Origin of the sequence: Mucilaginibacter sp. RCC_168 (genome assembly GCF_041355315.1) — a bacterium.
GTDB lineage: Bacteria > Bacteroidota > Bacteroidia > Sphingobacteriales > Sphingobacteriaceae > Mucilaginibacter.
Genome location: NZ_JBFUPN010000021.1, coordinates 130,982 through 153,107, shown reverse-complemented (window position 1 = coordinate 153,107; position 22,126 = coordinate 130,982). Strand labels below are relative to the sequence as shown.

Below are 22,126 nucleotides of genomic sequence, written 5' to 3'. Positions count from 1 at the left end.
GGGTATTAAATGAGTGCTTTGTCAGGTAATTGTATTTTCTAATGGAAACTTTGAAATCAAAAAATGTTTCCTTAGTTTTGACCCGGAAAGTCAATGAGTCAAATAGAGAGAATATTGCGTGGAAGCCTGGAACTGTTTTTAAGAGCAGGAATCAAGAGCATCACTATGGATGATATAGCCAAACATATTGGCATGTCAAAAAAAACCATATACCAGTTTTTTAAAGACAAAAATGAATTGGTTACCGCGGTGCTTAAAGGCCGGTTGAAAGAAGATGAGGATCAAATAAATGATATCATCAGTAAATCAAACGATGTAGTAGATGCGATGATCAATATGATGAAATGCTCTGAAGAAATATTTGCCGAGATGAACCCGACTGCAGTACATGATATGCAAAAATATCATCCGGAGGCCTGGGCTGAATTTCAAAAATTTAAAGCCGGAGTATTGATCAACACTATGGAAGATCTTTTGGTAAAAGGAATGAAGCAGGGTTACATCCGTCAGGATATCGACGTAAAGATAATAGCGCGGATGCGGGTAAGCCAGATAGAATTGGGCTTCAATACCGATATTTTTCCAATTGGAGAATTTAATACCTGGAAAGTACAGGTACAGTTTGAGGATCATTTTAATTATGGTGTGTGCACTCTTAAGGGATACAAGCTATTAAACCAATACAAAAACATACACGAAGAGTAAATTATTAGCGCTATTGGCGGATATAATCTTTGAATCGGTAAGGATAAATAACTGAATAATAATACCAACTATATTATATAAAATAACAATGAAATATTTACTTTTTACGGCAACAGTATTTTGCGCTATAGCTTTCAAAAGTTACGCGCAGGAAGCGCCACCTAATAGTCAAACTTTTAGTTTTAGTATTCAGGATTGCATCAATTATGCCTACGAGCATCAGGATTCTGTTGTAAATGCAGGGCTTGATGTTAAAAGCGCGGAGTATAAGGTTAAAGAAACAAGAGGTATTGGTTTGCCCCAGATAAGCGGATCAGCTACTTTTCAGGATTACTTGAAAATTCCAACAACATTGTTGCCCGGCGAAGTATTTGGTCAGCCAGCTGGTACTTTTATTCCTGTAAAGTTTGGGGTTAAATATCAGTCAAGCATTGGTGCAACAGCCGACCAGATACTTTTTGACGGTAGTTATTTGGTGGGTTTAAAGGCCTCTAAAACCTATAAGGAGCTTTCATTAAAGACCCTGACCCGTAATAAAATCCAAATTAGCGTATCAGTTACCAAAGCCTACTACCAGGTACTGGTTAGTAATGAGCAGTTAAGGTTAACGGATGCCAATCTTAAACAATTAAAGCAGCAGTATGATGAAACTGTAGCTCAAAACAAACAGGGCACCGTTGAAAAAATAGATGTAGATCGTATAGCTGTTCAGTATAATAATTTAGTAACCACCCGCGAGAATACCATCCGTTCCCTGGCCTTAAATTATCAGGTTTTAAAGTTCCAAATGGGCATGCCTATAGAGAATGCACTTTCTTTAAAGGATAAACTGGAGGATATTAAATTGGGCGATACCGCTGATCTGGCTGCAGATACCTCATTTTATCATAACCGTATTGAATATAGCTTATCAGAAACAGGTGTTGCTCTTAAGAAGCTTGATCTGAAGCGTCAACAATCACAGTATTTACCAACGCTGAAAGCCAATGCAAGCTATACCTCATCTTATCAGAATAACAGTTTTGGTAACTTGTACAAAATGAATTTTCCATCCAGTTACATAGGACTTACCCTCAACGTTCCCATATTTAATGGGTGGCAGCGTTTAAACCAGGTAAGACAATCAAAAATAGCGGTTTTAAAATCCCAGAATGATTTGGAAAATGCAAAAAACGGGCTGAAGCTGGAAGCTAATCGAGCCAATGTTGCCTATGTTAACGGTCTGCAAAGCCTTAATAATCAGAAAAGAAACCGCGAGTTAGCCGAAGAGGTGTTACGTGTTTCTAAAATAAAATATCAGCAGGGGGTTGGTTCAAGTATCGAAGTAACCCAGGCCCAAACATCTCTTGATGATGCAAACGATAAATATATACAAGGACTTTATGATGCCTTAATAAGCAAAGTTGATCTGGATAAGGCATATGGCCGCATTAAATAATTACTAAACCAACTATATAAAAAAGACATGAAAAGAATATTATTATACATACCGGCTTTCATTTTTTTGGCGGCTTGCTCCAATAAACCTAAAGATAAATCGGCAGAGCTGGCCGACTTGAAAAAACAACAGGCCGATCTTAATTCAAAGATCGTCAAATTACAGGCCGAAGTTGGTTCAAAAGACTCATCTAAAACTACAGATGTAAGTACAATTGCTATAAAGCCGGCTCAGTTTACCAATTATGTACAAATACAAGGTAAGATTGACGCCCAGGACAATGTAACAGCTTATCCGCAGGCCTCGGCTGTTATTACCGCTATATACGTAAAAGTTGGGCAGCATGTAAGCAAGGGACAAACACTGGCCCAGTTGGATGATAATGTACTGAGACAAAACATAGCACAAAGCGCGGCCCAGGTTGATTTGAACCAAACATTGTTCAATCGTCAAAAAAATCTTTGGGATCAAAAAATAGGCACCGAGGTACAATTTTTACAAGCGCAAACAACACTGCAGAGTAGTAAAAAAGCATTGGCGGCTTTAAAACAGCAGGCAAGCCAATACCGCATTGTATCTCCTATTAACGGAACTGTTGATCAGATGGATCTCAAATTGGGTCAGGCTGCTTCACCGGGCCAAACAGGTATCCGTGTGGTGAACGCAGATGTTTTAAAAGTGAAGGCCGATGTGCCCGAATCTTATGCAGGCAGCGTAAATACAGGCAATCAGGTAAAAATATCAGTGCCGGATGCCAATGACTCCCTGGTTACTAAAGTAACTTTTGCTGCTAAGGTTATTGACCCAACCTCGCGTAGTTTTGGCGTGGAAATAAAATTACCTGTTCGTAAAAGCTTGCGCCCAAACATGACGGCCATTATCCAGATAGCTAATTACTCTAAAGCTAACACTATTGTAGTTCCGGTTAAAGCTATCCTGAAATCAGAAACCGGTGATTATGTGTTTATAAACCAAAATGGCATTGCCAAAAAAGTTAACGTAAAATCAGGAGCAACCTATGGCGGTAATACCGAGATATTATCAGGATTAAAAGATGGTGATGAGCTGGTTACCGAAGGCGCTACCGAAATTGAGGATGGCGACAAAATTAAGGTATTACAGTCTGCTAATTAATTATAAACGTTTGATCTGTTGATTATGAAAGATCTGAATAAAGAATTTGGGCCCTCAAGTTGGGCCATTGACAACAAAACGGCCATATACGTGCTCATATTTATGATTACGGTACTGGGATTGATAAGTTACAATAGCTTACCCAAGGAAAACTTTCCGGATATAGCGATACCTAAGATTTATGTAACCACAACTTTTTTAGGTCAGTCGCCGCAAAATGTAGAAAATCTGGTGACCAGGCAAATCGAAAAAAAGCTAAAATCGTTAAAAGGGTTAAAAAAGGTTACCTCAAACTCGGTTCAAAATGTATCCATCATCACTGCCGAATTTAACACCGATGTTAAGACCAGGGATGCAAAGATAGATGTTAAAGATGCCGTAGACAAAGCCAAACAGGATTTGCCGCAGAATGATGCTAATTATAAAGAGCCAATCATATCGGATATTAACGTTGCCGACCAGCCTATTTTATACGTCAATATATCTGGTGATTATGACCTGAAAAAACTGAAGGAGTATGCCGATATTTTAAAGGACGAGATTGAAAGCTACAAGGAAATTTCAAAAGTAGACGAGGTGGGTGCATTAACGCCCGAAATTCAGATCAATGTTGATTTGAATAAAATGGCCGCTGCACAGGTTAGCTTTACTGATATCATCCAAATGGTTGGCAACGAAAATATCCTGACATCTGCCGGGACTGTTAAATCTGATGGGGTAAGGCGGAGCATAGATATTAAAAGGGATTTCAAAAACGCGGATGAAGTTGCCGCTATGGTTATCAGAAATCCCAAAGGTCAGGCAGTTTATTTACGGGATATTGCCGATGTAAAAGATTCATTTCTGGAGCAGGAAAGCTATGCCCGTTTAAAAACCAACGACAATCCCAATTTTAAAAACGTAATTACGCTTAACGTAAGCAAAAGATCAGGAGAGAACCTGATTGAGGCATCAGACAAAATTAATGAACTGATCAAGCTGAAACAGAAAACAGTATTCCCTAAGGGATTGGATATTGTGGTAACCGGCGATCAATCTGATAAAACACGTACTACGCTCAACGATCTGATCAATACCATTGTAATTGGTTTTATCCTGGTTACGGTTATCCTGATGTTTTTTATGGGTACAACCAATGCCATATTTGTAGCGCTTTCGGTTCCACTGTCATGCTTTATCGCATTTTTAGTGATGCCGGCTATTGGGTTTACGCTAAACATGATTGTGTTGTTCTCCTTCCTGCTAGCATTGGGTATTGTAGTGGATGATGCCATTGTGGTGATCGAGAATACACACCGTATTTTCGATAACGGTAAGGTCCCTATTAAACAGGCCGCGAAAATGGCGGCAGGCGAGGTGTTTTTGCCCGTATTTTCAGGAACAATGACTACTCTGGCTCCATTTGTACCTTTAGCATTTTGGAATAGCATTATCGGGCACTTTATGTTCTTTCTGCCTATTACGCTGATCATCACCTTGTTGGCATCTTTAGTAGTGGCTTATATTATTAATCCCGTTTTTGCGGTTGACTTTATGAAACCGCATCATGATGGCGAACACGATAATCCCAAATTTGATAAAAAAACCGTGCGGGCCCTCATATATCTGGCTGTAGCCGCGGTAGTGGGATATCTGATCAATATTGGCATTGGTAATTTGGTAGTATTTATTATGGCGCTGTACCTGTTAAACCATTTCATTCTGCTAAGAGTGATAGATAGGTTTCAGAAGAACGCCTGGCCAAAATTTAAAGACTGGTACGCCAGATGGCTTGAAAAGGCTGTTAAAAGACCGGTTACCATGCTCATGGGAACAATTGGCTTGTTTATCCTGTCCATTGTTTTATTGGTAACTATAGGTAAAACACCGGAGTTTTTCCCTTCAGGCGATCCTAACTTTGTATATGTGTATTTAACCATGCCTATCGGTACAGATCAGGCTTATACTAATGAAATCACCAAGAAAATTGAAAAACGTGTAGCTGAAGTAGTTGCGCCTGATAAAGATATAGTATCATCCGTAATATCAAACGTTACTAAAGGAGTAACTGATCCTCAGGACGAAGACCAGGGCGATTATGAAAATAAAAGTAAAGTAACAGTAGCTTTTGTTGAATTTGGTAAGCGAAATGGCAAGGACACTAAAGCGGTATTGGCCAACATCCGTAAGGCTGTACAAGGTATCCCGGGTGCTAAAATAGCCGTTGCGCAGGAAGCCAGTGGTCCTCCGGTGCAAAAAGATATCAGTATCGAGATCATTGGCGATAACCTGGATACGCTTGTATCAACCGGAGATCGTTTAAAAGCCTATCTGGCCAAACAAAATATTGCAGGTATTGAAAACTTAATAGCCGATGTACAGAGCGATAAACCTGAAATTGTATTTGATATCAACAGGGAACGCGCTAACCGTGAAGGTATAAGTACTAAAACAATAAGCGACGCTTTACAGGCAGCCGTATTTGGCGCACCGGCGGGTGATTTCAGGAACACCAAAGAAGACGACTATAAAATCCAGGTAAGGGCATTGGAAAGTCAGCGGGGTAATCTTGATGAACTGCGTAATTTAAAAATAACCTATCGCGATTTAGCAACCGGAGGCGCTATACGCCAGGTGCCTATATCAGCTTTTACCGATATAAGGTATACCAATACGTTCAGTAATATCAAGCGTAAACAACAGCGCAGGGTGCTTACATTAGGATCAAATGTTATAAAGCCGTTTAACCCCAACGAGGTTAATGCCAATATTCTACAGGCCATCAATAACTTTAAGAAACCTGATAATGTAAGTATCAGGCAGGGTGGTGGTCAGGAAGATCAGGCGGAAGCTATGAACTTTCTGTTAGGGGCTTTGGCCACATCATTTGGGTTGATATTGATCATTCTCATGATCCAGTTTAATTCCATTGGAAAAACATTTATTATCATCAGCGAAATTTTTCTGAGTATTATTGGTGTATTTCTGGGTGTGAGTATCTTTGGTATGACCATGTCTATCGTTATGACTGGTATTGGTATCATTGCCCTTGCAGGTGTGGTAGTACGTAATGGTATATTGCTGGTTGAGTTTACAGATATGCTGATAGAGCAAGGTGCAAATCTGCATGATGCCGTAGTAGAAGCGGGTCACACCCGTATGACGCCGGTATTATTGACAGCTACTGCCGCTATATTAGGTTTGATACCTTTAGCTGTTGGCTTTAATATCGACTTTGTGGGACTTTTTACCCATTTTAAACCTCATATTCACTTTGGTGGTGATAACGTAGCTTTCTGGGGGCCATTAGCGTGGACAATGATATTCGGACTTGGATTCGCTACAGTTATTACCCTGATATTGGTTCCTTGTATGTACATCATTCGCTATAATATGAAAGCCTATTTCTTTGGTAAAAAGTCGGTTGAGCCTCATAAAGAGCTTTTGGAAGCTGAAACGGTTTAATTAAATATGACAGGTAAAGCCGCGTTCTGAAAAGAGCGCGGCTTTTTGTATTTGGATAATCGGTTTGTTAGCGTTTAAATCGCCTGATGAAGCCTTGCAAACGAAGTCGTTTAACCAGTTTGTCAAATTTCCTTTCATGTTTGCTGCCCCTGTCAAGCAGGTCATAAGCAATACCCGCGGTTGTTGCATATACCGCGTGGTGCAAGCCATCTATGGCAATGGTTTTGAAATCTTCTTGATAAACCGGAGGGGCGGCTTTAAATCTTGGCAGCATGATCATGGATGTACCCCAAACCGCACCAAAGTGGAGTAAAGTGGCAGGCAGGCCCTTTAATCCGGTAAGTGATATTAAGCCCCGCGATATTCCCCATATTGTTCCGTACGACCAGTGGATCTCCTGAGAAACTTTTTGTTTTTCATTCTGGCCAACCGGTTTCACCCCGGCCGCTTCGCCGGCAACTTTGAGTGTGGCTTCACTCGGTTTACGTTTGGTGATCTTCATTTCGATCATTTGCGACAGAGTCATGGCAGCGGTTGCTGCCAAACCAGCCAGCAGACCTTTACCAATTGCGCCGCCAAGTTCATCCAGCATATTGTTTTCACGTAGTTTCATAGTTATGCTTATTGGTATACTATAATAACAGTTAAAATTTCTTATTGATTTATATTTTTTAATTAGAACATAATTACAGCTCAATTGGTTTATCAGGAAACATCATTGCTAACCATATGAAACTCAAAATATCAAACCCTTTATGGCAGGTAATAGGCTTGGGTACATTGGCAGGTATGCGTACCTCTTCGGCGCCTGTTATTGCCAGTCATATATTAAGCCATCATCAATCAAAAAGCCTGGAACAATCAAATTTTAAATTCATGCAATCAACCGGGGTGGCCAATACGCTCAAAGTAATGGCCCTTAGCGAACTTGCGGTTGACAAATTACCGGTAACACCTAACCGGATCAAACCTTTTAGCGTATTAGCGCGCTCCTTGTCTGGAGCATTAGCAGGTGCAAGTATTTATAAGGCGACTGGTAACAACGCTTTTATTGGCGCTGTTATCGGCGGTTCAGCGGCCTTGGTTTCAACGTTTGGCAGTTTTTATTTGCGCAAAAGCGTAGTTAAGGCCAGCCATCTTGTTGATCCGATTGTTGGGGCCATTGAAGATGCCCTGGTTATTGGCTCTGGCGTAGGTTTATCTATGAGCGCTTAATGTCTGGTTGTTGTATAAACTTTTCCAGATTGCCTAACTCATTCCTGGTTTTGGGCAGGCTGCCGGGATAGTTTTGCTGTATAAAAGTAATGAGGTTTTCGCGGATATAACAACGCAGGTCAAAGGCATCAGATGATGTGCGCGAACTCATCAATACCCTGATCTCGATAACCTGTTCTTTTACGTCAGTTACCTGTACTACTTTTACTCTTTTATCCCATAAAGGCGTTTTTACGATCAGTCGTTCAAACTCTTCCCTGATGGCATCTATCGGTACGGTATGGTCCATATATAAAAACACCGTACCCAGTATATCAGCAGAGGTGCGTGTCCAGTTTTGAAAAGGTTTTTGTATAAAGTAGTTAATGGGCAAAATAAGCCGGCGCTCATCCCATATTTTTAAAACAACATAAGTAAGCGTAATTTCTTCAACGCGCCCCCATTCTCCTTCAACTACCAGCACATCATCAATACGTATAGGTTGTGTAAACGCGATCTGGAAACCTGCCAGCAAATTGCCTAAAGAGTTTTGGGCAGCGAAACCCACAATAATACCCCCTATGCCAACACCAGTTAACAACCCAGTGCCGATTTTACGCATACTCTCAAAACTTAGCAGAATAATGGCTATCGTCACAAAAACAATAACCACAACTATCAGCTTACGCATAAACTGGATCTGCGTGCGGATCTTCCGCTCTTTTAAATTATCAGCTTTATTCAGATCGTAAGTGTGGTAAATATAATCTTCTAATATCCTCACCGACCGAACAAGTATGCCAGCAAAGGAGATGGTCAGCAAAATTTCTATGGTTTTATCAAGCGGGGCTATGTAAACTTTATCCATCCGCATAAAGGGAATAAACAAATTAAGCAGAAAAAGAGGAATGAAATAAGTGATAGCCCGCCCAAGGTTAATGATCACCGATCTGAAGAATGAGTAGGAGGTTTCTTTCTTGGCATACAGTCTGAACAGGCGGGTAACTATAAATTTTATAATAAGGCCCACTAAAATGGCTATTATCGCAATGGCCAGATTCCATATTAAGGATGGGATACGTTGTGACAGATCAAGCAGACCAGGCGGCAATTTATTTTCCATGTTTGTAGCAGATGTGTTTGTAAAATCTACCTTAAAAATAGTTGGAATGTAAAATTGTTTTGGCAATAACACATGCGGCAGGCCTTGGTACTTATATTTATAGAATTTTTGATAGTTTTGTTAAAAAAGTCAGGAATGTGATCTGACTTAGGGTTTTATATAATTATAGATCAAATGGCTGCAGGCAATGACCATCAGGATATAAAGCGGGAAAAAATATTAGACGCCTCTCATCAACGGTTTTTACATTATGGTTATTCGAAAACAACCATGAATGAAATTGCTGGTGACCTATCTATGTCAAAGGCTTTGCTTTATTACTACTTTCCTGATAAAAGCCAGTTGTACATGGCAGTAATGCGTAAACTGGCCAATGATTACATCAAAAACCTGGAAGACCATATTGACACTTTTGCTAATTTAAAAGACGCTTTTGTTTTTCAGATCAATACCAATCACGACTTTATTGTAAGCAATTACAATTTCTTTGATTTTTTCAGACTTAATGAACAAAACCTTCCGGACACGATTTGGGATATAGTAGAGCAGGTTCACCTGGCGGAACTGAATTTATTGAGCAAAGCCATAAAAACCGAAATAGAGCGGGGAGCCATTAAACCTGTAGAAAACCCAGAGGAAATTATCGATCTGTTATTGGATGCATTGCACGGTATTAAAGTTAGCGCTGTATCACAAAAGAAGGTAAACTTTCCGCGTAAAGAACATCTGGATGAAATACATACCAAAAGATTATTGCTGATAGATATTTTTATAAAAGGCTTGATGTATTAAGTCATCCTTAACTAATGGGGCTGATTTACTGTCAGTTATTAGTCAAAATATAGGTAAATGATCAATCACGAATTTTATTATAGATAACTTTGTTTTGTACAAATAATCAGAAGTATATTTAATTAATACCCTGATTATTGAAAGAAACTTCCTATTTAATAAGAGGTGATTGTTTTAGAGTGATTTAGCAGAATGGAGTATATCCATTCTGCTTTTTTGTGTTTAAATTATTCGGATTAAATTATTCGGACCTTTTGACCTTTTTCCATTGCCTGTGTCTTCACCGGCAATTTTCTTTTCTCTTGTTTATGCAAGTTGTCTGTGAGGACACAGACAACGAGAGAAGTTAAATTACTTAAAGACTATTGCTGTTTTGTTCCTGCATCATGAATTAGCTGATGTTGAAGTAATACTACCGACCGGCCGTCTATTTGAATAGTATCTTCCGCTTTAAATGTACGTACGGCTCCATTATTATCAGGGTTGGCGGTATCAATCAGGAGCTCCCAATCAAGTGCGTATTTTTCAGGGGGCAGTTTATAGCTCAATGGTTCATCATGGGCGTTAAAGATGACGTAAAAACTGTCATCCACAACTTTGTCGCCTTCCGCATTAACGCTATGCAAGCCCAAGCCGTTTAAAAATACGGCGACAGATTTGGCAAAATCATGGCTCCAGTTGTCCTCATTCATTTCAGAACCATCAGGCAAAAACCAGGCTATATCAGCAATATCGTTACCTTGAACCGGCTGCCCATTGAACCAGTTCTTACGCGAAAATGCTGCATGTTCTTTTCGTAAATTAATGAGGTTGCGGGTAAAGGCATATAGATCCTTGTCCATGTTTTGCCAGTTTATCCATGAAATTTCATTATCCTGGCAATATGCGTTATTATTTCCTTGCTGGGTTCGGCCCATTTCATCACCGGCAACAATCATCGGTACACCCTGCGAAAGAAAGAGCGTTGTTAAAAAGTTCCTTTTTTGTTTTGCGCGTAAGCTATTAATGACGGCATCAGTGGTTGGACCTTCCACACCACAGTTCCATGAACGGTTATGGCTTTCTCCGTCCTTATTGTTTTCGCCATTGGCTTCATTATGTTTTTCGTTGTATGAAACCAGGTCGGTTAGCGTAAAGCCATCATGAGCTGTAATAAAATTGATACTGGCGGTAGGCCTTCTGTATGATTTGTACAGATCGGAGCTGCCGGTGATGCGATTTGCAAATTCGGCCAGGGTACTTTCGGCGCCGCTCCAGTAGTCGCGGATACAATCGCGGTATTTACCATTCCACTCTGCCCAGCCGGCCGGAAATTTGCCTACCTGGTATCCACCTTCACCAAGATCCCATGGTTCGGCTATCAGCTTCACACGCGATATGGTGGGGTCCTGATGTATGATGTCAAAAAAGGCACTTAGGCGGTTCACCTCATGAAGTTCGCGGGCGAGAGTAGCCGCCAGATCAAAGCGAAAACCATCAACGTGCATTTCTTCTATCCAGTAACGGAGGCTATCCATCATTAAGCGCAAAACATTGGGCAAATTGGCATTTAGCGTATTTCCCGTGCCGGTATAGTCCATGTAATACCTTTTATCGTCATCAACCAGTCGATAGTAAGATACATTGTCAATACCCCTGAAGGATAAGGTAGGGCCCAGATGGCTGCCCTCGCCTGTATGGTTATATACTACATCCAAAATAACTTCGATGCCCGCCTTATGGAGCTCCTTAACCATGTTTTTAAATTCCTTAACCTGTTCGCCAAGCACACTGCATGAAGCATAACGTGCATCGGGGGCAAAGAAACCTATCGTATTATAGCCCCAGTAATTGCTGATGCCTTCGTCAACAAGGTGCCTGTCTGAAAGGAAATCATGTACGGGCATTAACTCAATTGCGGTAATACCCAGGTCTTTCAAATAAGCAATAGCTACCGGATGCGCAATAGCTGCGTATGTGCCCCTGATGCTTTCAGGGATCTCCGGATGCAATTTAGTGAACCCCTTTACATGGGCCTCGTATACTATCGATTTATAATAGGGTATATCAGGGCTTTTATCACCTTCCCAATCAAAATTATGGTCGATTACTACAGATTTAGGTATAAAAGCTGCGCTATTTGTTTTGCTGAAACTAAGATCTTCTTCCGGACTGCCTACTTCATATCCAAATAAGGCATCGTTCCAGTCAATGGTTCCGGCAATGGCTTTCGCATAAGGGTCAACCAGTAATTTATTGGGGTTAAAACGATGGCCATTCTTAGGTTCATAGGGCCCATATACCCGGAAACCATATAATTGACCGGGTTTTAAACCGGGGATATAAATGTGCCATGTCAATTCGGTATACTCGGTAATAGGTATCTGTGCCGATTCTACTTCATCATGAACACCGTTAAATAAACAAAGATCGACCCCGGTAGCATTTTCAGAATAAAGTGTAAAGTTAACTCCTTCGCCATCCCAGGTAGCGCCAAGTGGAAATGGTTGTCCGGGATATGTTACTATCTTCATAGGGTGTCAGATAATTATGTTTTGTCGTCAGTACTTTCAAATTGAAATTAAAGAAAATTGTTTTACGCACAAGTCTATTTGCATTATTAAAAGAGATAATGTAAAAACAGTATCAAAATCATTTCTTTATTTTTAAATAACTTAATTAGTAATTGATTATTAATAATGTACTATGTAAATTTGTTTATCTACATTAATAAACCTATGAAGAAGAAAATATTTATTGTGGAAGACGATGCTGATCTGTCTGAAGCTATACAACTGATTCTGCGTGAGGAGGGTTATGATACTGCTGCTTCGCTGGATAAAAATTCCATAAAAGGGGTAATATTGCACATGCCCGACCTGGTATTGGTTGATAACAGGTTAAAAGATGGCTTTGGCAGTGAACTATGTGTATCTATCAAAAATCATCCCTTAACCAGTCATATTCCTGTTGTATTGATGTCTGGATGGGCAAATCTGGAAAATACTGCCCGGGATTGCGGGGCCGATGCCTACTTAAGCAAACCCTTTGAAATGACCCAGCTGATTGAAGCTGTTGATAAGCATCTGAGACACCTAGTTTAATTATAAATTAAATGAGTGAGGACTGATCAAATTGACCGCTTTTTATGGTCTGTAGTTTGTAATGATTGTAGTTTTTTAATTCTATGGCGTTGGCAGCTTCATCTACGGTGCATTTCATTTGTTTCAGGAAGCCACTAATAACTTTTCTTTTCCCGGTAGTTTAAGCATCACGCGCAGCATCGCGGTTTGCAGCCAAAGCTGTTTTTTTGATTTAGGCACTATATACCGGTCCTTCGTGCTAAAATGATCTATCACCATTTGTTTTTGTCGCTTTACATCCCGATAATCTTTGATCAGGAATTTCCATGACGTAGTATATCCTTTATACGGCATTATTGACAAATGTTGACTTTTATTGCTGAATAGTGTGATGAAGTGCTTTTCTGAAAGTATAGTTTTGGATTAATGTTTACAGCCGTTTTTAAAGTTGGAGAAATATATTTTGTTGTTATTGCTGATGATCACCACTAAGATCTGAAGATATTAGGCGATTGATGTCTCATTGGCGAATGATTTCTATACAACCCATCGGCAGGCGGCCTGTTTTTTCGACAATATGTTATTTATCAAAATTGTTTAAGTCAAAGCACCTACTATGAATATTAAATGCAATGTAGTATTGCTGGCAGCGGCCTTTTTAACTTTGGCCGGGTTAGAATCACAAGGACAATCTGCTATTTCAGGCAAGATTGATCCTATAACCGAAAATGATACCACGCGAAGTCTGGCACCATTCTTTGTCCCGGCAACAGCATCAAAAAAGACACCAAATACTGAGGGGTTTATTCAACGGTGGTTACTTTTAGAACCCATTAACAAATCAATACGGAGCAATCTTGTTTTTACAGAGAATTACCTGAAAACACAATTTGAAACCAATTATTTTCCAAACCAGTTTACGGTTATTCCGAAGGATGAGGAAAAAGTAAAAGTTGGAGAGCAGGAGTTGTTATGGCATGCATTAGAAAGTCCGGATTTTAACGTCAAATTATTTCGTTTTGCCTATGGGTTAAGAAAACAGACGTATGCTGTTTTGTTTTGGGCGGTAACTATAATCAACAGTCCTCGGGAAATAAAAAATGTAAGATTGGCAGTAGGATCAAACGGGGGATCAATATGGTGGCTAAACGGAAAAGAAGCAGTGATTCTGGATGGCGACAGACGCATGGTGATGGACGATTGTACCTCCACCCGACTAACACTCAATAAAGGGAAGAATATAATACGTGGAGCGGTAATCAACGGTCCCGGCCTTAGTGACTTTTGCGTTCGCCTGCTTGACGAAAAAGGGGATCCGATAAAAGGTCTCACCATCAGCCTGCAATAAGTCAGTTTATCATCTCATTTAACGTTGAATTTGAACAGCAATTATTTATTATGAAATTATTAATATTAAAGGTCATAAGCACTATAACCCTGTTTTTATTGTGGTCAGCCGGAAAGACGATAGCACAGATTGGTAAGCCATTTATACATGATCCCTCAACTATCGCAGCATGTGATGGGAAGTTTTACACATTTGGAACATTTGGAGGCGGATTAATATCTGAAGATGGCTGGACATGGAATGGAGGTGGAGTGAGGCCCGGCGGCGGAGCTGCTCCTGATGTTTTAAAAATTGGAGACCGCTATCTTATTGTGTATGGTGCAACTGGCGGTGGTCTGGCGGGCGGTCATAACGGAACTATACTTAGCATGTGGAATAAGTCGCTTGATCCAAAATCTCCGGATTTTAAATATTCAGATCCTGTCAAAGTTGCCTCATCTGATGGTATTGAGGATAATGATGCGATAGATCCGGGGCTTCTTCTGGACCCAACCGATGGCAGGTTATGGTTATCCTATGGTACCTATTTTGGGTATATACGACTGGTGGAACTTGACCCCAAAACGGGTAAGCGGGTGGAAGGTAATAAAGCATTAAATATAGCCATTGATTGTGAAGCTACAGATCTGCTATACCGGGATGGATGGTACTATTTGCTTGGAACACACGGCACATGCTGTGACGGCCCAAACTCAACCTATAATATTGTTGTTGGCCGCTCCAGAAAGATAACGGGGCCATACATTGATAACATCGGAAGAAGTATGTTGAAAGGAGGTGGTAAGATGGTAGTTGCAGCTGGCGACAGGCTGATTGGGCCAGGACATTTTGGACGTGTAGTAGTTGCCGACGGCGTTGAGAAGATGTCTTGTCATTACGAGGCTGATTTGGACCAAAGTGGTCGTAGCGTATTAGGCATCCGCCCGTTACTATGGAAAAATGGATGGCCTGTTGCAGGTGATAACTTTAAAGATGGAACTTACGAGATTGAGTCAGAGCGAAGAGGGTACGCCTTGCAATTGAATGTTGATTTTATAAGAATGCCAGGTGGAATGCGATTTAACAGAAATAATGATGAACCGGTAAAGCCAGTGCCATCACAGGAGTTAGCAGATGTGATTAAAACCTGGCCAACCGGAAACATTGGCTTACGGGTAAGTGATTATATGTTTCGCCCTCATCAAAAATGGACAATTTCACAAGTTCCTGGTGCAGGTGGATATTTAGGCGGACCATATTATAAGATAACAATTGCAGGAACAGACCGTGCATTAGCAGCAACAGCCGATGCTGAACTGATAACAGTTCCGACGTTTACCGGCGCGCCGGAACAATTATGGCGAATCGATCAGTTGACTGATGGAACCTATAGGATTATGCCCAAGGTGGTCCCAAACTCGAAGGAGCAGCTGGCTTTAGTGTCTTCTGGCGACAGCACACCGACACTCTCCAAGTTTGATATGTACAGTGATAATTCCAAATGGAATTTTAGGGTTCACTAATATATGTAAAAACGAAACACTTGAAACTATTATTTCAACCTTCACCAATTATAGAGGGTGTTAAGACGCTGCCTCAAAGTTGTTGGAAGACGGGTTACCCAGTTTCCTGGATTAAAAGGCAAAGTTTTGCGCGCTTAGCGGTTATTGCAAAACTTTATTACAGCGTGGATGTATATTTAGGACCAAACTAACATCAATGAAAATAGCTACTTACAATGTAAATGGCATCAACGGCAGGTTACCGGTACTGCTTCGCTGGCTGGCGGAATCACAGCCAGATATTGTTTGCTTACAGGAACTAAAAGCCCCCAATGAAAAATTTCCGGAAGCAGCTATTAAAGAGGCTGGGTATAACGCCATATGGCATGGCCAGAAAAGCTGGAATGGTGTAGCCATATTATCGCGGTTGGATGATTTCAAAGAACTAAGCCGTGGCTTGCCTGGCGATGAGGACGACCTGCATAGCAGATATATTGAAGCTGTTGCTGGTGGTATCATTATTGCGTGTCTATACCTTCCCAATGGCAATCCGGCACCCGGCCCAAAATTTGATTACAAATTGGCCTGGTTCAACCGGCTACAGGAACATGCTGCAAGGAAGATCAAACAGGATGTGCCCATGATACTTGCCGGAGATTTTAATGTAATGCCGGCCGAGTTAGACGTATATAAGCCTGAACGCTGGCTGGATGATGCACTGTTTCGACCTGAAGTCCGTTCTGCCTTTGAGAAGCTTTTAAAGCAGGGCTGGGAGGATGCGATCAGGAAACTTTATCCTGGTCAACAAATTTATACTTTTTGGGATTACTTCCGCAATGCCTATGGCCGGAACGCCGGGTTGCGGATTGACCATTTCCTGCTAAGTCCTAACCTCCGGGGCCGGCTTGTGTCGGGTGGAGTTGACAAAGAAGTCAGGGGCTGGGAAAAAAGCAGCGACCATGCACCTGTCTGGATTGAACTTAATGGCATTTAGTTATCGTCGCCTGGTTCAATCTCTGTTGTTTCAGCGGTATTAGCTTAGAATATATTGATTAAATAACTATATAGAACATTTTTTACTCGAAAGTTTAGTTTACACCTCGATTCGGGTAATGTTGTTTGTACGATGATCGCCATGCTGAAGCAAGGTATTTATGCAATTTAGCTATCTGCTTACCTTATTACAACTTAAACTCCATTGGAGTTTTTCCCGCCCATGTTTTTTGAATGGGTTTGCCTCCGACAGGTGTAACGGTAACCGTTTCATTGACACCCTTCCGTGTTACGGTAATATCGAAGGAACGGCCGAAAGCTTTAATGTTTTTCAGCTTCATGAAATCCCAGCCTTTCGGCAACCATGGACTTAAAGTAAATGAACGAAATCCTGTAGGCCTGATACCGAACAACCCCTCTGTAAATATCCGGCAGTATAAACCACTTTCGGCAGAAAGATGTCTTTGGTTACCCTCGGGATAAGCTTCAACAGGGTAGGGTACGTGTTCTCCTAAAAGCCGGCGGCGCGAATAATAACGCAGAAAAGTCATAGCCCGCTCTGTTGCCCCTGCTTGCAAAACACCACGGAGGGCATACAAGGTGGAACGGTCCCAGAAGGTTTCTTTACCAGCTTGTGTGGCTAAACCATCGGCTGTCCATAACTGAGACGAAAATAGCGCGTCGATAGTACCTTTACTCCGGTCATATATACCCATAGTGAGTGGTATACAGATCCAGGCACGCAGCACATCATTGGTTTCGTAATATTTGTAAGTATGGAATCCGGCTATATCAGCACCAAAATATTTTTCAATATTTTCTTTAAGCTGTTCCGCTTGTTTCGTGTACAGATCGGTTTGTTGTTTGGGTAACTGTAATTGCCTGCTAAGTAAAGTTGCTGAAACCAATGCATCATAATACAGGCAATTGGTAGAAAGATTGGCTTTACCCGAAGGAAACCGGCCTTCCAATTCATCGCTTTGTGATTCTACAACGCCTTGAGCGTTGATATGCCTGCGACTATACTCCAAACACCAGGAGATGAGTGGCCACAAGACTTTTGCAGAGTCGGCATTTCCATAAGTAAGGGCATATCTTGATGCGCCGTACGCTATCATGGCCTGATCACCTCGGTCGCCGGCACCTTTCCAAATCGTATCCCCTTCGGCAACAATGGAGCTTGGGAGGGCGTTATAGTCCGGATTCATATATTTAGCGAACAACCGGTAAGCATTCATCGCAGAAAGATTTCCTATCCTGTCGCCAGAAATGGCAAAATAGGGGTTGATATATTCTGCCTGGTCATTGGCCCAGATAGCGGCATAGTAGGATAGGCCCCCAGGTCCGTGCATGTAGCCACCTTTAGTTTTAAAAATGCTTTCTGTAGCCCTGATCTTGGCAAAAGCAAACATCGTATTCAGGATACTATCCGGTGTTTGTAACTGCAAAGGCGCCTCAATTTCAGCTATCCGGTTTTCACGCGCCTTTTCTTCAAATTGAGGGTCAACAGAGGACAGAGATGAGGGATGATCAGTAGCTCGGTAACAAACGGAAAAGGTGTATACCTGTCCTGGCTGCAATATCCTGCTGCCATCATTTATCGACTGCATGATCACCGTATGAGGCGATCCTTTACTTCTCAGGGTATCGGTAGTTACCTCCCGTTTCAAATGCTCCACAGATATAGTGACCGGTTTATTACTGGTATTCGTAAATGTATACTTTTCAATAGCCAGGGGTTTATCTACAGATGGAAAAAATGCACGTTCTATTTTAACGTATCTCGAATCGCCAGCCTGTTCCATAATACGCATAATGCCATGTTGATTAATACTTTTTGCCAGTACATTTATATTTCCTTCCGAAACATCTGGACGTAATAGCCTGCCATTTATACGTATTCTTGGTAAGGTATTATCATCAAATGTATAAGCGATATGGCTGCGCGTATCATCAGGAAGCATACGAAAAGTTGGGAAAACCACGGTACGGCTAACATGGCAAGTCCTGGAAGAATCTACACTATAAGCAACCCATAACGATACTTTCTCGCCCGACATTTCTATATGGTCTGCATGGGGCAAGCGGTCTTTGATATTCCAGGTGATGCTGCCATCCGGTTGTAAAAGCCACCTGTCAGCTTGTGGCGGCAAAGCTTGTTTTTGAGCGTAGGATGAGGTGCATTGTATAAGAAATGCTAATGCTGAGAACAGGAGTTTATGTGAGCAAGATTTCATTAAATGTTTTTGTATGGTGCGATGAGTGCTTTTATTATTTCACGTTGACTTTTACTTGTTGACCGGGCTTAACAGTTACTTCGGTAAAGGACATTACCTTCCCCTGCGAATCTGTTTCTTGTTTGATAGCCAAAGGCTTACGGTTAGTATAAGCCTGATGATAACTACCGTAAAACAAAGCCTTCCATTTTAATGGCTGCTTTCCATGGTTGGTCAATGATGATTGACGAGCATTAAGATGTGCCACATCCACCACTGTGTTCAACAATGGCAGGTTACTTATAGTCGCGTTACCGGCCGCTGATGTTTTATAAATAGTGCTGATACTATGCATGCGTACATCGGGTGTAATACCCATCAGTCCTTGTACAATACCTTCTATCACTCCAAAAGAAACTTCCGGATATTCTCTCCTTGCCGTAGTTTCATTGGACAGGTACAGGATGTAATCCCTCGCTTTATCCCATGAGCCTTTGTTATAAAATATAAGCGGTAAGTATGAAGTATTCTCCACATTCCAGGTTTTGGAGCTGAGATGGGATAATGTTTGATTTACACGGCTGGCATCTTTCAACGCATCAAACCAAAGCAAAAAGGTTTCGCCTTCATCTTTTCCAAAATGGTTGTCATTACTGTAGTAAGTATAGTATAATTTATCTTTTTCGTCCCACCAGTGGGTCTCCAGTTGTTGGCGGTATTTTTCGGCTTTCAGACTATATAAGGCTGCTTCTTTTAGCCTGCCTTTTTCTACTAATATGGCCGAATAGGTAAGTAACCCCCTGTACAATGCCGCTATCAGATCAGCACCAGTTTTTAAATTGGCAACCCCCTCAGAGTATGAAGGTAAGCCACGGCAGCGATGGAAAGAATCGCTTTCATTAAAAGGAACCGGTGCATTGGGGTGAGCGGGTCTTGTTAACATAGAATCGGCTGATAGTACCCAGGTGTTTATATAATCGGTTACCGTTTTTTCCTGAAAATGTACAAAAGCGGGATTATTGATATAGTACTTGTCGCCCGTCCATAAATAAAGCCGCCAGCTGGCATATAGTACATCAAAATTAGCAGGCAGGTTATACCAGAACTCGTGATCGTTCCTGTAGTCCTCAGGAGCTGGTTTCCCAGCTTTATTGATCTCCCAGTAGGAGCACCAGTTTTTTGATGCCGATATATTGCTTGTGAACAAGGTAAGCATGTTGCGATTTTCCTGTTTTAAACCTAATATCTCGGCACCAATACTTTGATGTGATACGTCACGCATGCAAAATGCATCACGTGGGGGCAAGGCCGATTCATACCATGGACCTACTGAGTCTTTTGGATGACCTTTATAATGCAAAGCCATACCTTTTGCCCATGCAAAAGCCTGTTCTACTTTTTTATCAGATGAAGAAAACTGTACACCATTATCCTGAGCCATAGCGGCAGAAAAGGAAACAGTGCCAAGTGCCGCTGCAAATATAAATATCATGCGTGCTAAAGAAACAATCGTACTCATATTCAAATTATGTATTCTGGTCTATTCTGGTCTATTTTATAAAAATAAACATTTTTATTTATTGTCCAAACTTATTTTGCAAGTATCAGCGGCGAAAACAAAATAAACATCAGTATCATGAGAAGTAATAGTATACCGGTATAAATATGGCGGTTCTTCCAGGGTTTTATATCTACCACATTATTAAGCTTTTGCTGATAAGGTACAGGCATTGGGTAAAGCTTACCTATAACAAACATGAGTCCGCAGGTTATCACAAATAGTATGGCCAAAATGTGCAGGAAATGAATATGGGTGTCGATTACCAATTGCGTAATGCCATAAGCTATTATAAAAAATACCAGACCTATTTTGGCTGCGAGTGCGGGCACCCTTTTAGTCACAAAACCCATAAACATAATAGTAAAAATGGGCACATTAAAAAAACCGTTCACAATTTGTACATAGGTATAAAAGCCATTTTTTACAAAAATGATAAATGGCGCAATGAGCATAGCGGTTAAGCAGATGATGATCTCAAATCTTTTAGCTGTTTTGATCATGTCCTTCTCGGTAGTTTGCCGGGAGCGCTTTTCCTTCCATGGTTTATAAATGTTTAGTACAAACAAGGTGCTTGAGCTGTTTAAACCCGCATTGAAAGTTGTAAGGGCTGCGCCAAAAATGATGGCGGCGATATATCCGGCTATGAAGGGCGGCGATACGAGGCTGTCCAGCTTGGGAAATACTTCGGCTGAATTATCCAGATGCGTAAATATATGTACGGCAATTAAACCGGGAACATTTAAAAGCAAGGGTGATATCAACTTACCCAAACAGGCTACAGCAATCCCTTTCTGGCAGCTTTTAAGATTTTTTGAAGCCAGCACCTGCTGAACTATATATTGCTCGGTACCCCAGTAATATAAGTTCACCAATAGCATACCTGTAAACAAGGTGCCAAAGGGGATAGGGTCTGATGCTGAGCCTATACTATTCAGATGTTCTTTGTGCGTGTTCAATAGTATATGTAAGCCCTGCATGATACTGCCTTGCCCGAGATACCTGAGTCCAAAAAAAGGCAGTAAAAGCCCGCCTGCAAAAATGCCCAGGCCAAGCAAAGTATCCGAAATAGAAATAGCCTTTAATCCTCCTAATAAAGAGTAAAGGCAACCAACAGTCCCCATAACCCAGATAAGGATCCAAATGGTTGTCCAGTAATCTGTATGCCAGATCTCCGAAAAATGAAACAACCCGTTAAATGCGACCGCCCCACTGTACAGTACGGATGGCAATAGATTAATAATGTAGCTGATCAAAAAAATAAAAGAAACCAGTTTCCCTATGCCAGGGCCGTATCGGGCCGTAAGGTAATCGGGTGTGGTGGCTATCCCCAGCCTAAGGTACATAGGCATTAAAAACTCAGAAACCAATAACATGGCCAGTACAGAGGTCATTCCCCAGGCCATCACCGACATATTGTGCGTATAGGTAAGTTCGTTTTCGCCTATAATGGTGGCTGTATTGATATTGGTAAATAACAAGCCTCCGCCTACCAGTAAAAAGCTAAGACTGCGATCGGCCAGGAATAAACCATTTAGGGTGTTGAGCTTGCTTTTTCTTGATTTATACCATGACACCAAGCCCACAATGCTGGTAAAGAAAAGAAAGCTGATAAAAATAACCCAATTCACCTTTGCG

The 22,126-nt window shown here is 41.2% G+C and carries 17 protein-coding genes; 10 read left to right on the top strand and 7 right to left on the bottom strand.

Annotation, left to right across the window (positions count from 1 at the left end; all coding sequences use genetic code 11):
* The first annotated feature begins 93 nt into the window (after window positions 1–93).
* From AB6735_RS20365 to AB6735_RS20350, 4 genes are all read left to right on the top strand, one after another.
* Window positions 94–705 carry a TetR/AcrR family transcriptional regulator gene (locus AB6735_RS20365; RefSeq protein WP_370997888.1) on the top strand — a complete coding sequence of 204 codons (612 nt, stop codon included), beginning with the start codon at window positions 94–96 and terminating at the stop codon, window positions 703–705.
* An 88-nt stretch (window positions 706–793) separates the two neighbouring features.
* Window positions 794–2,143 carry a TolC family protein gene (locus tag AB6735_RS20360; protein WP_370997887.1) on the top strand — a complete coding sequence of 450 codons (1,350 nt, stop codon included), beginning with the start codon at window positions 794–796 and terminating at the stop codon, window positions 2,141–2,143.
* A 27-nt stretch (window positions 2,144–2,170) separates the two neighbouring features.
* The gene (locus tag AB6735_RS20355) at window positions 2,171–3,277 is read left to right on the top strand and encodes an efflux RND transporter periplasmic adaptor subunit (protein ID WP_370997886.1); all 1,107 of its coding nucleotides are present in this window, start codon (window positions 2,171–2,173) and stop codon (window positions 3,275–3,277) included.
* Window positions 3,278–3,301: 24 nt separating this feature from the next.
* Window positions 3,302–6,721 (top strand): efflux RND transporter permease subunit, encoded by a 3,420-nt coding sequence (locus AB6735_RS20350; protein WP_370997885.1) that lies wholly within the window; start codon window positions 3,302–3,304, stop codon window positions 6,719–6,721.
* Window positions 6,722–6,788: 67 nt separating this feature from the next.
* Here AB6735_RS20350 and AB6735_RS20345 read toward each other — a convergent pair whose 3' ends face one another.
* The gene (locus AB6735_RS20345; RefSeq protein WP_370997884.1) at window positions 6,789–7,334 is read right to left on the bottom strand and encodes a hypothetical protein; all 546 of its coding nucleotides are present in this window, start codon (window positions 7,332–7,334) and stop codon (window positions 6,789–6,791) included.
* A 116-nt stretch (window positions 7,335–7,450) separates the two neighbouring features.
* Between AB6735_RS20345 and AB6735_RS20340 the strand changes: the two genes are divergently transcribed.
* Window positions 7,451–7,936 (top strand): DUF4126 family protein, encoded by a 486-nt coding sequence (locus tag AB6735_RS20340; RefSeq protein WP_370997883.1) that lies wholly within the window; start codon window positions 7,451–7,453, stop codon window positions 7,934–7,936.
* Here AB6735_RS20340 and AB6735_RS20335 read toward each other — a convergent pair.
* On the bottom strand, window positions 7,923–9,038 hold the full coding sequence (locus AB6735_RS20335) for a mechanosensitive ion channel family protein (RefSeq protein ID WP_370997882.1): 1,116 nt from the start codon (window positions 9,036–9,038) through the stop codon (window positions 7,923–7,925). The genes AB6735_RS20340 and AB6735_RS20335 overlap by 14 nt on opposite strands.
* Before the next feature lie 174 nt (window positions 9,039–9,212).
* On the opposite strand from AB6735_RS20335, the gene AB6735_RS20330 reads away from it, so the two are divergent.
* Window positions 9,213–9,830, top strand: a complete 618-nt coding sequence (locus tag AB6735_RS20330) for a TetR/AcrR family transcriptional regulator (RefSeq protein WP_370997881.1) — start codon at window positions 9,213–9,215, stop codon at window positions 9,828–9,830.
* Between the two features lie 362 nt (window positions 9,831–10,192).
* Here AB6735_RS20330 and glgX read toward each other — a convergent pair whose 3' ends face one another.
* Window positions 10,193–12,343 (bottom strand): glycogen debranching protein GlgX, encoded by a 2,151-nt coding sequence (gene glgX, locus AB6735_RS20325; protein WP_370997880.1) that lies wholly within the window; start codon window positions 12,341–12,343, stop codon window positions 10,193–10,195.
* A gap of 204 nt (window positions 12,344–12,547) precedes the next feature.
* Between glgX and AB6735_RS20320 the strand changes: the two genes are divergently transcribed.
* Window positions 12,548–12,913, top strand: coding sequence for a response regulator transcription factor (locus AB6735_RS20320; RefSeq protein WP_370997879.1), 366 nt, complete (start codon window positions 12,548–12,550; stop codon window positions 12,911–12,913).
* A gap of 123 nt (window positions 12,914–13,036) precedes the next feature.
* On the opposite strand, the gene AB6735_RS20315 is transcribed toward AB6735_RS20320, so the two are convergent.
* Complete coding sequence (locus tag AB6735_RS20315; protein ID WP_370997878.1) at window positions 13,037–13,246, bottom strand: hypothetical protein; 210 nt, start codon at window positions 13,244–13,246, stop codon at window positions 13,037–13,039.
* Window positions 13,247–13,508: 262 nt separating this feature from the next.
* On the opposite strand from AB6735_RS20315, the gene AB6735_RS20310 reads away from it, so the two are divergent.
* The 3 genes from AB6735_RS20310 (at window position 13,509) to xth (ending at window position 16,715) form a co-directional block, all read left to right on the top strand.
* Window positions 13,509–14,240, top strand: coding sequence for a hypothetical protein (locus tag AB6735_RS20310; RefSeq protein WP_370997877.1), 732 nt, complete (start codon window positions 13,509–13,511; stop codon window positions 14,238–14,240).
* A 50-nt stretch (window positions 14,241–14,290) separates the two neighbouring features.
* Window positions 14,291–15,742, top strand: a complete 1,452-nt coding sequence (locus AB6735_RS20305; RefSeq protein ID WP_370997876.1) for a family 43 glycosylhydrolase — start codon at window positions 14,291–14,293, stop codon at window positions 15,740–15,742.
* 196 nt (window positions 15,743–15,938) lie between these two features.
* Window positions 15,939–16,715, top strand: coding sequence for an exodeoxyribonuclease III (gene xth, locus AB6735_RS20300; protein WP_370997875.1), 777 nt, complete (start codon window positions 15,939–15,941; stop codon window positions 16,713–16,715).
* 187 nt (window positions 16,716–16,902) lie between these two features.
* Here the strand turns inward: xth and AB6735_RS20295 are convergent, their stop codons facing one another.
* The 3 genes from AB6735_RS20295 to AB6735_RS20285 form a co-directional block, all read right to left on the bottom strand.
* On the bottom strand, window positions 16,903–18,951 hold the full coding sequence (locus AB6735_RS20295) for a hypothetical protein (RefSeq protein ID WP_370997874.1): 2,049 nt from the start codon (window positions 18,949–18,951) through the stop codon (window positions 16,903–16,905).
* 34 nt (window positions 18,952–18,985) lie between these two features.
* Complete coding sequence (locus AB6735_RS20290) at window positions 18,986–20,449, bottom strand: hypothetical protein (RefSeq protein ID WP_370997873.1); 1,464 nt, start codon at window positions 20,447–20,449, stop codon at window positions 18,986–18,988.
* Window positions 20,450–20,520: 71 nt separating this feature from the next.
* Complete coding sequence (locus AB6735_RS20285; protein ID WP_370997872.1) at window positions 20,521–22,119, bottom strand: solute:sodium symporter family transporter; 1,599 nt, start codon at window positions 22,117–22,119, stop codon at window positions 20,521–20,523.
* Window positions 22,120–22,126 lie beyond the last annotated feature (7 nt).

Excerpts from the sequence above, each read along its gene's own strand:
- AB6735_RS20320 (WP_370997879.1), top strand. The coding sequence starts at position 12,548 with ATGAAGAAGAAAATATTTATTGTGGAAGACGATGCTGATCTGTCTGAA.
- AB6735_RS20315 (WP_370997878.1), bottom strand. The coding sequence starts at position 13,246 with ATGCCGTATAAAGGATATACTACGTCATGGAAATTCCTGATCAAAGAT.
- AB6735_RS20330 (WP_370997881.1), top strand. The coding sequence starts at position 9,213 with ATGGCTGCAGGCAATGACCATCAGGATATAAAGCGGGAAAAAATATTA.
- AB6735_RS20360 (WP_370997887.1), top strand. The coding sequence starts at position 794 with ATGAAATATTTACTTTTTACGGCAACAGTATTTTGCGCTATAGCTTTC.
- xth (WP_370997875.1), top strand. The coding sequence starts at position 15,939 with ATGAAAATAGCTACTTACAATGTAAATGGCATCAACGGCAGGTTACCG.
- AB6735_RS20290 (WP_370997873.1), bottom strand. The coding sequence starts at position 20,449 with ATGAGTACGATTGTTTCTTTAGCACGCATGATATTTATATTTGCAGCG.
- AB6735_RS20365 (WP_370997888.1), top strand. The coding sequence starts at position 94 with ATGAGTCAAATAGAGAGAATATTGCGTGGAAGCCTGGAACTGTTTTTA.
- AB6735_RS20350 (WP_370997885.1), top strand. The coding sequence starts at position 3,302 with ATGAAAGATCTGAATAAAGAATTTGGGCCCTCAAGTTGGGCCATTGAC.
- AB6735_RS20340 (WP_370997883.1), top strand. The coding sequence starts at position 7,451 with ATGAAACTCAAAATATCAAACCCTTTATGGCAGGTAATAGGCTTGGGT.
- AB6735_RS20305 (WP_370997876.1), top strand. The coding sequence starts at position 14,291 with ATGAAATTATTAATATTAAAGGTCATAAGCACTATAACCCTGTTTTTA.
- AB6735_RS20310 (WP_370997877.1), top strand. The coding sequence starts at position 13,509 with ATGAATATTAAATGCAATGTAGTATTGCTGGCAGCGGCCTTTTTAACT.
- AB6735_RS20355 (WP_370997886.1), top strand. The coding sequence starts at position 2,171 with ATGAAAAGAATATTATTATACATACCGGCTTTCATTTTTTTGGCGGCT.
- AB6735_RS20295 (WP_370997874.1), bottom strand. The coding sequence starts at position 18,951 with ATGAAATCTTGCTCACATAAACTCCTGTTCTCAGCATTAGCATTTCTT.
- AB6735_RS20345 (WP_370997884.1), bottom strand. The coding sequence starts at position 7,334 with ATGAAACTACGTGAAAACAATATGCTGGATGAACTTGGCGGCGCAATT.
- AB6735_RS20335 (WP_370997882.1), bottom strand. The coding sequence starts at position 9,038 with ATGGAAAATAAATTGCCGCCTGGTCTGCTTGATCTGTCACAACGTATC.
- glgX (WP_370997880.1), bottom strand. The coding sequence starts at position 12,343 with ATGAAGATAGTAACATATCCCGGACAACCATTTCCACTTGGCGCTACC.